General features: G+C 50.9%; 12 protein-coding genes. 9 read left to right on the top strand and 3 right to left on the bottom strand.

Going from position 1 to position 12,779, the window contains the following annotated elements; all coding sequences use genetic code 11:
• Positions 1-723: 723 nt before the first annotated feature.
• Both ACKX14_RS11050 and ACKX14_RS11045 read right to left on the bottom strand, forming a co-directional pair.
• A complete protein-coding gene (locus tag ACKX14_RS11050; protein WP_422447577.1) occupies positions 724-1,671 on the bottom strand; it encodes a sigma factor regulator N-terminal domain-containing protein in 948 nt (315 codons plus the stop codon).
• On the bottom strand, positions 1,672-2,136 hold the full coding sequence (locus ACKX14_RS11045) for an RNA polymerase sigma factor (protein ID WP_422447575.1): 465 nt from the start codon (positions 2,134-2,136) through the stop codon (positions 1,672-1,674).
• 500 nt (positions 2,137-2,636) lie between these two features.
• Between ACKX14_RS11045 and ACKX14_RS11040 the strand changes: the two genes are divergently transcribed.
• The 9 genes from ACKX14_RS11040 to iadA all read left to right on the top strand — a co-directional run bounded on the left by ACKX14_RS11040 (position 2,637) and on the right by iadA (position 11,372).
• Entirely contained in the window at positions 2,637-3,935 is a 1,299-nt protein-coding gene (locus ACKX14_RS11040) for a phenylacetate--CoA ligase family protein (protein WP_422447581.1), read from the top strand.
• Between the two features lie 5 nt (positions 3,936-3,940).
• Entirely contained in the window at positions 3,941-5,716 is a 1,776-nt protein-coding gene (gene iorA, locus ACKX14_RS11035) for an indolepyruvate ferredoxin oxidoreductase subunit alpha (protein WP_422447573.1), read from the top strand.
• Positions 5,716-6,303, top strand: coding sequence for an indolepyruvate oxidoreductase subunit beta (locus ACKX14_RS11030; RefSeq protein WP_422447571.1), 588 nt, complete (start codon positions 5,716-5,718; stop codon positions 6,301-6,303). Before iorA ends, ACKX14_RS11030 begins: the two co-directional genes overlap by 1 nt.
• A gap of 172 nt (positions 6,304-6,475) precedes the next feature.
• Positions 6,476-7,774 (top strand): phenylacetate--CoA ligase family protein, encoded by a 1,299-nt coding sequence (locus ACKX14_RS11025; RefSeq protein ID WP_422447569.1) that lies wholly within the window; start codon positions 6,476-6,478, stop codon positions 7,772-7,774.
• Between the two features lie 37 nt (positions 7,775-7,811).
• On the top strand, positions 7,812-8,243 hold the full coding sequence (locus ACKX14_RS11020) for an ACT domain-containing protein (RefSeq protein WP_422447567.1): 432 nt from the start codon (positions 7,812-7,814) through the stop codon (positions 8,241-8,243).
• Between the two features lie 190 nt (positions 8,244-8,433).
• A complete protein-coding gene (locus tag ACKX14_RS11015) occupies positions 8,434-9,063 on the top strand; it encodes a hypothetical protein (protein ID WP_422447565.1) in 630 nt (209 codons plus the stop codon).
• A 110-nt stretch (positions 9,064-9,173) separates the two neighbouring features.
• Positions 9,174-9,851, top strand: a complete 678-nt coding sequence (locus ACKX14_RS11010) for a response regulator transcription factor (protein WP_422447563.1) — start codon at positions 9,174-9,176, stop codon at positions 9,849-9,851.
• Between the two features lie 26 nt (positions 9,852-9,877).
• Entirely contained in the window at positions 9,878-10,159 is a 282-nt protein-coding gene (locus tag ACKX14_RS11005; protein ID WP_422447561.1) for a hypothetical protein, read from the top strand.
• 49 nt (positions 10,160-10,208) lie between these two features.
• Complete coding sequence (gene iadA, locus ACKX14_RS11000; RefSeq protein ID WP_422447559.1) at positions 10,209-11,372, top strand: beta-aspartyl-peptidase; 1,164 nt, start codon at positions 10,209-10,211, stop codon at positions 11,370-11,372.
• Here iadA and ACKX14_RS10995 read toward each other — a convergent pair.
• The gene (locus ACKX14_RS10995; protein ID WP_422447557.1) at positions 11,369-12,778 is read right to left on the bottom strand and encodes a sensor histidine kinase; all 1,410 of its coding nucleotides are present in this window, start codon (positions 12,776-12,778) and stop codon (positions 11,369-11,371) included. The two genes, iadA and ACKX14_RS10995, sit on opposite strands and share 4 nt — an antisense overlap.
• Position 12,779 lies beyond the last annotated feature (1 nt).

The following is a 12,779-nucleotide window of genomic DNA, read 5'->3' as shown; positions in this document are numbered from 1 at the left end:
TTTACCGGCATTAAAGATATGCTGGTGGCGGCGGTGGTCTTTGCGGGGCTGTACCTGCTGAAAATAAACCCGCTCATGATTATCGCTCTAGCCGCTGCCCTGGGTATCTTAATATATTGACGATAGATAAATGGCTTTTCAGAAAAAACAAATAAGTGCTTCAAAGATATAGACATCTTCCTGAGGAGAAGTAATCATCTACATGGCTAGGTGCGGCATAATGCCATTTCTAGGGGAAGTTCTCAAGTACGCAGATAAAAGACATAGAGAGTTTGTGATACCCATGCATATAGCTGTAACCAGCTTAGGAGATTTTTGAATTACAAAAGTGGGGATTTTATTTTATACCTCTGTCCATTTTTATTATGTAATAAACAACCTGGCTTCCTGACTGTGTCGCCATGAATAGCGAACATCCGAAAGGGCTGCTGGAGGAACGACAGAAAAACTATTAAATAGAGCCCTCAACAAGCCTTGCGGCAAAGTTAAGGGCTCATGAGTCTAGTCAAAAGATATCATGAAATTCGGTCAAGCTTGGTGAACAGCCAGATACGGGACCATACGTTGGTGGTATAAGCGGGCGGGGGTTAATCACACCCTCCTACTCGATTTTTTAAAATTCTGTGAGAGAGCCTCCGGCCCTGCTTTTTGCAATCCTTTTGACCGATTGTTGATATAGGGTATAGAGAACGGATACCGGTTAACTCCTTCCGATTTTTAATTTTAATATGAAGTTGTCACTATACCCAGAACTGCACCTGTTATCATTTGATTGGAAGAGAGCTTTTCTAATGATGACGGGCTTCCCACGGCCACTACACCGTAATATTTAATCCCGTTCTCTTTCAAGTAGTCTGTTGTCCTTTTTATATTATCAGAATGATAACTCGGTATATTGCCAAGTCTTTCAAGGTCGTTTACAAATTCCTTTTCCCCGTTCCTGTCAGCAAGGTAGGGGTTGCCCACCAGCCTTTCATCAAGATAATTTTTTTTCTTATAGTCTTCATCTTTGAAAACACTCACGGCACCCCACATCAGCTTTAAATCTCCTGGCATTAATGCTTTCATTTCATCAAATGTTAGAGGCTTTTTAAACGAAAGTGCCATTTCCACAAGATTATCGCGGGGGATATTTTTCAGCGCGTCAAATTCTCTTGCGATATTTTCATGATTCGCAGCAGGATGATAAAATCTCAGTTTCGGCACCGCATAAGGAGCGATGTATTCTTTAGCTCCTTCCGGGATGGAGATTGATAACTTTGATGCCTGCAAAACACTGAAAGCGGGGTTGCTCATGGTTTGTTCTCCTCCCCATATGTCAAAATCGACTGTAGTTGTTCCAGCAGGGTAGGGTTTATCGGCTATCAATCTGATCAAATAATACTCCAGTTGCCTGCCGAACAGTCTGACATTATAGCTTTTTCCTCTGAGCGCAATTGTGTTTGGCTCACTGAACTTAACGAGGTCCGGGTAAAATTCATTTATTCGGTTTTCTTGATTTTGCAGGAGTATTTCGGGTAAGACGAATGACAGCATAAACACGCCGATTGCCACACCCAAGGAGATTAAAATTATACGGAGAGTGCTTTTTAAACGGGCTTTACGTAAAAAATTTTTCTCGTCAAAACGTATGTTATTGGCATCATTTTCAAAACTTCCGTTTTGAACCATTCAGCTTTCAGCCTCCCCTTCTAGATACTCTTTCAATTTTTTTCTTATCCTGTACAGCATCACCTTGACAGAGCCGGGCGTTGTTTTCAGCAAAGATGAAATTTCAGCATTCGTCAGTTCCAAATTGTATTTCATATAAAAAAGCTTCTGCTCATTGAGATTGAGTTTGTTAAGCGCCCTTTGCATCACATCTTTGTTTTCGATTTGATGAATTTGTGCAAATTCACTCATACAAAAGTCACTTATGATTGGGGTAATAAATTCTCTGCCGTTCTTCCTTAAAAAGTCAATGTACTTGTGTTTTGCCGTGGTCAGCAGATAAGTTTTTAATTTGCCTTCCTGGATGCTGTCCAGATGCAGGTATGTAGACAAAAGTGCCTCCTGCGCTATATCCTCCGCGTCCGTATAAGGCAAGCCCAGTTTCAGTAAATAGCGAAAGGCGGTTTTGTACAAATCCTGCCACATCAATCCCTCCCCCTTATAATTGTTTTCACTTTATAAAGACGTTTTAGGGAGCAAGAAGTAAACAAAAAAAACGAAGAATTTTTCACAGCGCTCTCCGGCCCTGTAATTACTCGACGATTATTATTGAGAAATTATATGGAATTTACCGCTGTAAATGCAAATCCTGTGAGACATTTTATTATATTTCCCGCATGTTGAGAAGCAGGTTATAGTTTTTGAAAGATGAGAAGGCTGAAACTCTTCATCTACTATATATTGGCATATATATTGGCACGGGCCTTGGTTTTCGGGTGTTTATATTTTTTAAGTAATACTGTATAATTTTAAATATATTAATTATTAATTAATCAACTGCAAAAGCAATAGATTGTACCATTATTGCAGGATTTGCAGGATGGTGGGAAGCCAAAATTTGTTATGGGAGATGGTAGGATGGTAGGCAGGGTTTTATTTCGGGCCGCAGGCCTTTTAATTTTAGCGGGATGGAGGGGGGGAGTATGATGTTATGGTCGGAAAATGAGGCCCTTTCCAGGAAAAAATTGGAGGAACTGCAGCTGGAAAGGCTGAAGCATATCGTAAAATATGTTTATGAAAGAGTCCCGTTTTATAAGAACGCCTTTGACGGGATGGGTCTGTCCCCGGATGATATAAAGTCGCTGGAAGATATAGAAAAAATCCCGTTCACCACTAAGGAAGATTTGAGACAAAATTACCCTTACGGCATGTTTGCGGTGCCCATGAAAGACGTGGTCAGAATTCACGCCTCGTCGGGCACCACGGGCAGGCCGACGGTGGTGGGGTATACCAGACAGGACATTTCCACCTGGTCCGAACTTGTGGCCAGGATTGCCTACATGGCAGGCGCAAGGGAAGACGACATAGCCCAGATTTCCTTTGGTTACGGGCTTTTCACCGGAGCGCTGGGCCTTCACTACGGCCTTGAAAAAATCGGGGCGTCGGTGATTCCTGTCTCCAGCGGCAACACCGAGCGCCAGGTAACTATCATGCGGGATTTCGGCTCAACGGTTCTTGTAAGCACTCCGTCCTATGCCCTTTACATGGCCGAAGTGGCCAGGGAGATGGGTGTAAGGCGGGATGAGCTTCGCCTGAGGCTGGGGCTTTTCGGAGCCGAGGGTTCCACAAAAGAAATGAGAAATGAGATAGAGCGCTGCTGGGGCATCACCGCCACCGAGAACTACGGCCTCAGTGAAATCATAGGCCCCGGAGTTGCAGGAGAGTGTGAAGAAAGGGAAGGCATGCACGTGGCGGAGGACCATTTCCTGGTGGAAATCATAGACCCCGAAACCGGCAGGAGGCTGGATTACGGCCAAAAGGGGGAACTGGTCATCACCACCCTTACAAAGGAAGCGCTGCCGCTGCTGCGATACAGGACGCGGGATATCACCAGCCTGAATCCCGAGCCATGCCGGTGCGGCAGGACCCTGCTCAGGATGGCCCGTGTGGACGGCAGGAGCGATGACATGCTCATAATCCGCGGGGTAAACGTGTTCCCGTCTCAGATAGAAAGCGTGTTAATGACGGTGGAGGGCATCGGGCCGCATTATGAGATAGTTGTAACAAAAAGAGGCTACCTGGATGAGCTTACCGTAAATGTGGAGCTTTCCGACGGAAGTATGCTTGACAACTACCGGAAACTGGAGGAACTCGCCGCCCTTATCCGCCGCAAATTGAAAACCGTGCTCCAGGTGGATGCGAGGGTGAATCTTGTGGAGCCCAGGAGCCTTGCGAGATTTGAAGGCAAGGCGAAGAGGGTAAAAGATCTGAGAAAAATGGGGTGATGGTATTGAAAAGATTAATGCTCGGCAATGAGGCGGTGGCCAGGGGGGCTTATGAAGCCGGAGTGAAGGTGGCTGCGGCCTATCCCGGCACCCCCAGCACCGAGATCACCGAAAGCCTGGCAGGATACGATGATGTATACGTGGAGTGGTCGCCAAATGAAAAGGTGGCCCTGGAAGTGGCGCTGGGAGCGGCTATAGGAGGCGCCCGGGCGATGGTATGCATGAAACACGTGGGCCTCAATGTGGCGGCAGACCCCCTTTTTACATCTTCTTATACGGGCATAAATGCTGGCCTTGTCATAGTAGTCGCCGACGACCCGGGGATGCACAGCTCCCAGAACGAACAGGACACCAGGCTTTATGCCAGAGCCGCCCATATCCCGCTGCTGGAGCCTTCCGACAGCCGGGAGGCCATGGAATTCACCAAACTGGCTTTTGACATAAGCGAAAAATTCGATACGCCGGTTATCATAAGGATGGCCACCCGTGTTTCACATTCCAGAAGCCCGGTGGAATTGGGGGAGAGGATGGACACCGGAATTTTGGACTACAAAAAAGATGCCGGCAAGTATGTGATGATGCCGGTCATGGCCAGGGTAAGGCGGCTTGTACTGGTTGAGAGGGAAAAAAGGCTTGAGGAATACAGCGAGAGCGCGAGTGTGAACAGGGTGGAACCTGGCGGCAAAATCGGCATAATAACCGCCGGAGCGGCATATAATTACGCAAAGGAAGCCTTCCCACAGGCGTCGTTTTTGAAGCTCGGCATGGTATACCCCCTCCCCCGCAATTTGATAAAATCCTTTGCGGGCAGGGTGGATAAACTCTACGTGGTGGAGGAACTGGAAACATTTATAGAAGACCACGTGAAAGCCCTGGGGCTGGAGGTCAGGGGCAGAGAGATTTTCCCGAAAACCGGGGAACTTTCATACGAGACTGTGGCCGCCGGCTTAAAGTCTGACGGGGTAACTTGCGGCGTGGATTTATCTTTTGAAAGCCATGTGAAGCTTGCGACAGATGAGGCCATTCCGGCCAGGCCGCCGGTGTTGTGCCCCGGGTGCCCCCACAGAGGAGTATATTACGTATTGAGGCGGATGGAGCTGACCGTGACGGGGGATATCGGGTGTTATACGCTTGGAGCCCTGCCGCCCCTGTCGTCGATGGATACCTGCATCTGCATGGGCGCCAGTATCGGGAACGCACTTGGCATGGAAAAGGCCCGGGGCCGCGAATTCGCCAGGAAAACCGTTGCGGTGATAGGCGATTCCACCTTTATTCATTCGGGCATTACAGGTCTTATCGATGTGGTCTACAACGGCGGCAACACCACCGTTATAATCCTCGACAATTCAACCACCGGCATGACGGGCCACCAGGACCACCCGGCCACCGGCTTTAACGCCAGGGGGGAACCGGCGGCTAAACTCAACCTGGAAAAGCTGTGCGAGGCGGTGGGGGTAAAACGGGTCAGGGTGGAAGACCCCTTTGACACCGAAGGCTTTGAAAAGGCGGTGAAAGAGGAAATTGAGGCGCCGGGGCCTTCTGTGATCATCGCACGCCGCCCGTGCGCCCTGCTGAAAAGGGCAGGGAAGAAAAAAGCCTTATACAGAATAAATCCGGAGACGTGTATGGCGTGCGGCATATGCGTTGAACTGGGATGCCCTGCGATAATGAATTCCGATTCCGGCGGCGTATATATAGACGAAACCGTGTGCAACGGGTGCGGATTGTGTGCGGGAATTTGTCCCACAAGGTCGATAGAATGTGAACAGGTGGTGAGATGATGGCAAATACGGGCGTACTTATAGCAGGTGTCGGCGGGCAGGGGACGCTTCTTGCAAGCCGCATCCTGGGGGAAGTGGCCCTCAAAAAGGGTTTTGACGTGAAGGTTTCGGAGGTCCACGGCATGGCCCAGAGGGGGGGCGGCGTGGTCACCCACGTGAGGTTTGGAGAAAGGATTTATTCGCCCCTGGTGGGGAAAGGGCAGGCTGATTACATCCTGGCCTTCGAAAAACTGGAGGCCCTCAGGTGGGCCGAGTATTTAAAAAAGACAGGGACATTTATAGTGAACAATCATGAACTGTATCCTGTGCCCGTAACCCTGGGATATCAGAAATACCCCGCCGGTATAGAAGTAAAGCTTGCCGAAACGGCCGAAACCCTTATCATCGATGCAAGAAAAATGGCGGCTCGCTGCGGAAGCGTAAAGGCGCAGAACGTGGTGCTTCTGGGCGTGCTGGCTGGCCGCCTTGATTTTGAAAAAGAGCTCTGGGAGGAAACCATAAAAAATACGGTGCCTCCCTCGACGGTGGAAGTCAACCTGAGGGCCTTTGAAGAAGGCTTCAGGGCCGCCTGCAAAGGCTTAGAGTAAACAGGCAGGGACGTTGAAATCCACCGAGGGGGTGCGACGAGCGGCGGGAAGTAAGTTCCAGGCGTACATTTGCAAGCCGGCTGAGCCGGATGGCAGTTGAGTTTGCGGCACTGGCAGATTGCCCGGCACCGCTGGGGAATTTACGAATGCGATATAATGAGGGGGTTTGGCAATGTACTGGAATAAGACCCGGGAGTGCATGGATAGAGAACAGCTCCTGGCCTATCAGCTGCAAAAGCTCAAGGAAACCGTTGATAGGGTTTATCATAATGTGGAAAGCTACAGGCAAAAGATGCAGGAAAAGGGCTTGATGCCCGAGGATATCAAAAGCCTGCAGGATCTCAGACTCCTGCCGTTTACCACCAAGCAGGATTTGAGAGACAACTATCCCACCGGTTTGTTTGCCGCGCCTTTAAGCGAGATCATCAGGATTCACGCCTCCTCCGGCACCACCGGCAAGCCCACGGTGGTGGGCTACACCCGCAGGGATATCGCCGGCTGGGCGGAACTCATGGCCCGGTGCCTCACTATGGCGGGAGGCGGGAGAGATTCGGTGGTGCAGGTGGCGTACGGCTACGGCCTCTTCACCGGAGGCCTGGGATTTCACTACGGTGCAGAAAAACTGGGGGCCATGGTGATACCCGTTTCCGGCGGCAACACCCGCAGGCAGATAATGCTCATGAAGGATTTAAAGACCGACATACTGGCATGCACCCCATCCTACGCCCTGTATATGGCCGAAACCATGCGGGAAATGGGCGTCGACAGAAGCGAATTGAACTTAAAGGCCGGTATATTCGGGGCGGAACCCTGGACCCAGAACATGAGAAAAGAAATTGAAGAAGCGCTCAACATAAAAGCGCTGGATATATACGGCCTCAGCGAGGTCATCGGCCCCGGGGTGGCATGCGAGTGCCCGGAGCAAAACGGCCTTCACATCTTTGAAGATTACTTCATTCCGGAAATCATAGACCCGGATACCGGCGAACCTCTTCCACCCGGCAGCGAGGGGGAACTGGTTATTACCACCATTGATAAGGAAGGGCTGCCGGTGATCCGGTACAGGACAAGGGACATAACCTCTATAACGTATGAGATTTGCCCGTGCGGCAGGACCCACGCCCGCATTGAAAAGATAAAGGGCAGGACCGACGACATGCTCATCATCAGGGGCGTCAATGTATTCCCTTCCCAGATAGAAAGCGTGCTTATGGCCACAGGAGAGACCGAGCCCCACTACCTGCTTATCGTGGACCGGATCGACAACCTGGACTCCCTGGAGGTATGGGTGGAAGTTTCGGAAAAACTTTTCTCCGATGAGGTAAGGAAACTGGAAGACCTTCGAAAGAAGATTGCCTCCGATATTTACACCACCCTGGGCATAAATGTAAATGTGAAACTGGTGGAACCTCATACCATCGAGCGCAGCGAAGGCAAGGCAAAAAGGGTAATCGACAGGAGAAAGATGTAACCGACGCAGCCGGATAAAATGTCAAGGAGGGATGATAATGTTTGTCAAGCAGATATCGGTTTTCCTGGAAAACAAGCCCGGCAGGCTGGCGGCCGTGACCGGAGTTTTGAAGGAAAAAAACATAGACATCAGCGCCATATCCATAGCCGATACCACTCAATTCGGCATTTTGCGGATGATCGTCAACAGGCCCGAAGAAGCGGTGGCTGCCATAAAAGAGGCGGGTTTCCCCGTGAGCACCACCGAGGTGCTGGCGGTGGAGGTGGCCGACCGGCCCGGTGGGTTAAACCGTGCCCTGCAGGTGCTTCAGCAGGCCGGGGTAAGCATTGAATACCTTTACTCGTTTATAAAGCGCAATAAAGACAGGGCTCTCATATTGTTTCGGGTGGAAGACCCCGACAAAGCCGTAAAGGCCCTGAACTCGGCGGGAATAAAGATGTACAGCAGCGAAGAAATAGCGGCGCTGTGAGTCAAGCACGCCACGGTTCGCTCCAGACCCGACCGGTGCTGCCATCAAGACTTTACCTTCACCGGCAAATTTTGGCCGGTGTTTATTTTCCACAAATTTTCCACATTTGTAATAATATTCTCCCGCAAAAAACGGATAGAATAAAAAATGTAAACATCATCATAAAAAATCAATCAAAGGAGATGGTGGCATGCTAAAAAAGGTAATTTGCGTGGTGATGGGGGGGTTGATGCTACTTTACTTTGGGGCTGCGGCCCTTGCCGGAGAAGAACGGGGCGTGACGGCGGAGACAAACGTGATAACCAGCGCAGCGGCAAATGAAGACCGGGACACTTCGGATAACAGGACCGAACTTTACAAACTGAGAGCGGAAGTCAAAGAAATGGCGGGGGATTACCATGATTACCTCAAGACCTTGAGCCCCGAGGACAGGCAGGGAATAAAAGACAGGTTGAAGGATGAGTTTACAAGGCTCAAGGAACTCCGGGAGGAAACGGGGGTTTTAAAGGAGGAGCTGAAGGACAAGCGCCGGGAACTGAAAAGTCTGTTGCCCGAGGCAAAAAAAGATGAAAGTCTGAAAGACGACCTCAGAGCGATAAAGGTGGAGCTCAAAAACCTCCACGACGCCGGCATGAGATTGCGGATGGCCAAATTAAATCTGTGGAAAGAGTTTTTTAAAGAAATGCTGGATGGAAAAGTCGCAGAAGCTGAAGAGACGTTGAAAAACGTCATTCATTACAAGATGCTGATCAACGCCAACCTCAAATCCGCAGGGGAACTCGTGGGCAAGGCGATAAATCTCATCCGGAAAGCAGGCTGAGGGAAAAGCGGGATATTCCTGCCGGAGGTATATCCCGCTTTTTTTATTGCGACATACAAAGTGTTTGATAATTGCCGTTTTTTGTTATAATATCTAATCGGGGTGATGTTGTGAGGGAACTGATTTTTGTGGCCGATGATGACCCGAATATTTTGAACATACTGGTAAAATACATAGAAAAAGAGGGCTACCGGGTGAAGGGGTTTGAGTCGGGGGCCGAACTGGAAGGAGCCCTGGAACGGGAACATCCAGATATGCTGGTGCTTGACATCATGATGCCGGGGAAGGACGGCCTGGAACTTTGCAGGAGCATCCGGCAAAAATCGGATATACCCATAATATTCATCTCCGCCAGAGGCGAAGATGTGGACAAGATAGTGGGGCTGGAACTGGGAGCCGACGACTACCTGGCCAAGCCCTTTTCCCCCAGGGAGCTGGTGGCGAGGATAAAGAGCGTTTTCAGGAGGACCAGGGCGAGAGCCAACGGCCCGGAATCATTCTATGCCGCGGATGTAGAGATACATCCGGAAGAACGGCGCTGCCTGGCGAACGGAGAGGAACTGGATTTGACCCCGAAGGAATTCGATATGTTGCTCTGCCTGTTGCGGAATAAAAACCGGGCATTGAACCGCGAGCAGCTTTTAAATAATGTCTGGGGAACAGACTATTTTGGCGACGGCAGGGCCGTGGACGACGTCATAAAGCGCCTGAGGAAAAAGCTCCAGGAAAAAGGGTCAGCCCTGGAAATTAAGACCGTATGGGGATACGGATACAAAGTAGAGGCATGATTTGGCAAAAAACGGAGGTTTTGGCTATGGCCGACGCAGACATAAGGCCGAGAGGCGGGGGGCGGCTGGCTTACAGGCTTGCGGCCTCGTATTTTATTATTCTTATCTTTACTTTTGTAATCCTGACGGGTTCCTTTTATTTTTTTCTGAGAGCGAGCCTCCATCGCGAGGCTATAAAACAGCTTAAAAGGCAGGGGGAAGCGCTGGAGAAAGCCTACAGTTCTTTTGAAGATAAAAGTGGTCCTCTGGGGGATTTGAAAAAGAGGGAATTTTTCAGGCTTACCGGCAAACTGGTGGTACCCGAATGAATTTTTGAGCCTAATGAATATAAAATATAAAGTAGAGAGGAGTTTTTCTGTGATTCATATTAAAAACGCCCGTGTCTTTGCACCGGAAGATCTGGGAATCTGCGACGTCCTCGTGGAGGCCGGTAAAATCCTGTATGTGGGAAGAAGCGCGCAGGTGTCTTTGCCCGTACCCGTAGAGGTGATCGATATAGATGGCTATTACCTGTGTCCGGGATTCATCGACCAGCATGTGCACATAACCGGCGGGGGAGGCGAGGGCGGCCCCGAGACGTCCACACCGGAGATTATGCTGAGCGACCTAACCCGGTACGGGGTAACCACCGCCATAGGGTTGCTGGGCACCGACGGCATAACCAGGTCGATGGAAAGGCTCTACGGCAAGGCCAGGGCTCTCGATATCGAGGGTATATCCACTTTCATGTTTACGGGCGCATACCAGTTTCCACTCCCTACTCTGACGGGCAGCATCCAGAAGGACCTGATTTTTATAGACAAGGTGGTCGGCGTGGGGGAGATAGCCATTTCCGACCACCGGTCCTCCCACGCGTCGGCCGCGGAACTTGCCCGCATCGCCGGCGAGGCCAGGGTAGGGGGCATGATAGGCAAAAAGGGTGGGATAGTGCATCTCCACGTCGGCGACAGCCCGGCGGGGTTGAAGATGCTCTTTGACGCCGTCAACGGCACCGATGTGCCCGCCTTTCAATTTCAGCCCACCCACCTCAACCGCTCCCGGCGACTTATGGAGGAGTCCTTTGAATTTGCCAGGGCCGGGGGTTACTGCGACTACACGGCGGGGGAGAAGGTTTATGAAGATGGCGGGGTTCCCGCCGCCGAAGCGGTGGCCGCGGCATTGAAAAACGGCGTTCCCGCCGGGCGCATCACCATAAGCTCCGACGGAAACGGCAGCCTCCCGATATTTGATGAAAACAAGAGCCTTGTGGGCCTGGGTGTGGGGAGCGTAAAGGCTCTCCTGGAGAGCCTGCAGGCCATGGTGTTCAAGCATCATATTCCCCTTGCCACAGCCCTGATGACGGTGACGAAGAACCCCGCCGGGATACACCGCCTCCCGGGGAAGGGCATGATAAAAGAAGGATACGATGCGGACATGGTGGTCATGGACGGGAATCTTTCCATAGTCCATGTCATGGCCGGGGGCAAGTGGATGGTGAAAGATGGCAAAGTAACGGTATCCGGTAAATTTGAGCGGCTTTAAACCGCCGGTATAAAGAAACAGAACTCCGCCCCCTTCCCTTCCTCGCTTTCAACCCATATCCTGCCGCCGTGGGCTTCCACCAGGCCTTTTGCTATGGATAGGCCCAGCCCCATGCCGCCGGTCGCCCGGGAGCGTGATTTTTCCGCGCGGTAAAATCTTTCAAAGACGTAAGGCAGGTCCTCTTTTTTTATACCGGCGCCGGTGTCCCTGACGGAAAATATGATTCCGTTTTCTGCCTTTTTCGCGCAAAGCTCGATTTTCCCGGAAGAGGTATGGCGCAGGGCGTTATTCAACAGGTTGGATATTACCTGGGTTATGCGGACCACATCGACGGAAATTTGGGGCAGGTCTTCGGGTATATCTATGATAAAGTCAAGGCCCTTCAATTCGGCTTCGGTCTTAAAGTAGGAAAATTTATCCTTCAGCCGGGCGGGAGAAATAACCTCCCTATTGAGTTCGAGACTGCCGGCCTCGGCCCGGCTCAAATCCGAAAGATCTTTTACAAGCCGTGACATGCGTATGATTTCGTCCTGCAGCGAAAGTATGACATCGGGGGTGGGTTTTATAACCCCCGCCTGGATGGATTCAAGGGTCCCCCGCAGGATGGTGAGGGGTGTCCTGAGTTCGTGGGCCACATCCGCTGTCAGATTTTTCCGGAGTTCCTCGCTTCTCTTGATATTGTCCGCCATCGCATTGAAATCCGCAGCCAGGGTTCCAAGCTCATCGTCGCTTTTAACGGGAATGCGCACGTTCCTGTCGCCCTTCGCAAAAAGCCGGACGGCGGAGGACAGCTCCTTTATGGGCATTACCAGGCGGCGGGATATGAGAAACCCCACCCCAAAGGCCAGACCCATGGAGAAAAGAGCTGTCAGAAAGGAGTAATTCGAAATTGTGCGGGAAAAGATGAATTCCAGGCTTTTTTCATCCCGCCTTACCGGAGTCCAGACGATCAGATAGCCAATGTGTCCCCGTTCGGAAAAAATAGGTACTCTCAGGTCCCACAATGATTTCGGTATGGGGGCAGAGATATTTATTTCTTCCGATGAGGCCATGATATTGCCCTGTCGGTCCGTGACGATGACCCATCGCAAAACCAGCCCCATCATGGGCCCCGGATCCTTCCACGGGTTTTGTCCGGGTTCCATACCCATTCTTCGCCGGTACCCCTGTCTCATCATTGAAGCGCTTTCCACCAGGGACCGTATGCCGTCCCAGCCGCTCTGACTGTAGACGTCGCCCAGAATGGCGCTTATCTCGCGGCCCTGCTGGATTCTATTCTCCTTGACGTAGTCGTAAAAGGCCCTTTTGGTCAGCACGAAGAACAGCAGCACCGAAAGAGCGGCCGTCAGAAGGGCCGTTATTACAAGGCCGGCCGTAATTCTGTATCCTATCCCCGGCTTTTTCATG

The sequence above is a fragment of the Thermorhabdus hydrogeniformans genome (assembly GCF_049310025.1).
Taxonomy (GTDB): Bacteria; Bacillota; Thermosediminibacteria; order Thermosediminibacterales; family Tepidanaerobacteraceae; genus JBJYKD01.
This window is presented reverse-complemented; position numbering and strand designations above follow the sequence as displayed.

Coding starts and splice junctions, on each gene's coding strand:
- ACKX14_RS11050 (WP_422447577.1), bottom strand. CDS start 1,671: ATGGTTCAAAACGGAAGTTTTGAAAATGATGCCAATAACATACGTTTT.
- ACKX14_RS11045 (WP_422447575.1), bottom strand. CDS start 2,136: ATGTGGCAGGATTTGTACAAAACCGCCTTTCGCTATTTACTGAAACTG.
- ACKX14_RS11040 (WP_422447581.1), top strand. CDS start 2,637: ATGTTATGGTCGGAAAATGAGGCCCTTTCCAGGAAAAAATTGGAGGAA.
- ACKX14_RS11030 (WP_422447571.1), top strand. CDS start 5,716: ATGGCAAATACGGGCGTACTTATAGCAGGTGTCGGCGGGCAGGGGACG.
- ACKX14_RS11025 (WP_422447569.1), top strand. CDS start 6,476: ATGTACTGGAATAAGACCCGGGAGTGCATGGATAGAGAACAGCTCCTG.
- ACKX14_RS11020 (WP_422447567.1), top strand. CDS start 7,812: ATGTTTGTCAAGCAGATATCGGTTTTCCTGGAAAACAAGCCCGGCAGG.
- ACKX14_RS11015 (WP_422447565.1), top strand. CDS start 8,434: ATGCTAAAAAAGGTAATTTGCGTGGTGATGGGGGGGTTGATGCTACTT.
- ACKX14_RS11005 (WP_422447561.1), top strand. CDS start 9,878: ATGGCCGACGCAGACATAAGGCCGAGAGGCGGGGGGCGGCTGGCTTAC.
- ACKX14_RS10995 (WP_422447557.1), bottom strand. CDS start 12,778: ATGAAAAAGCCGGGGATAGGATACAGAATTACGGCCGGCCTTGTAATA.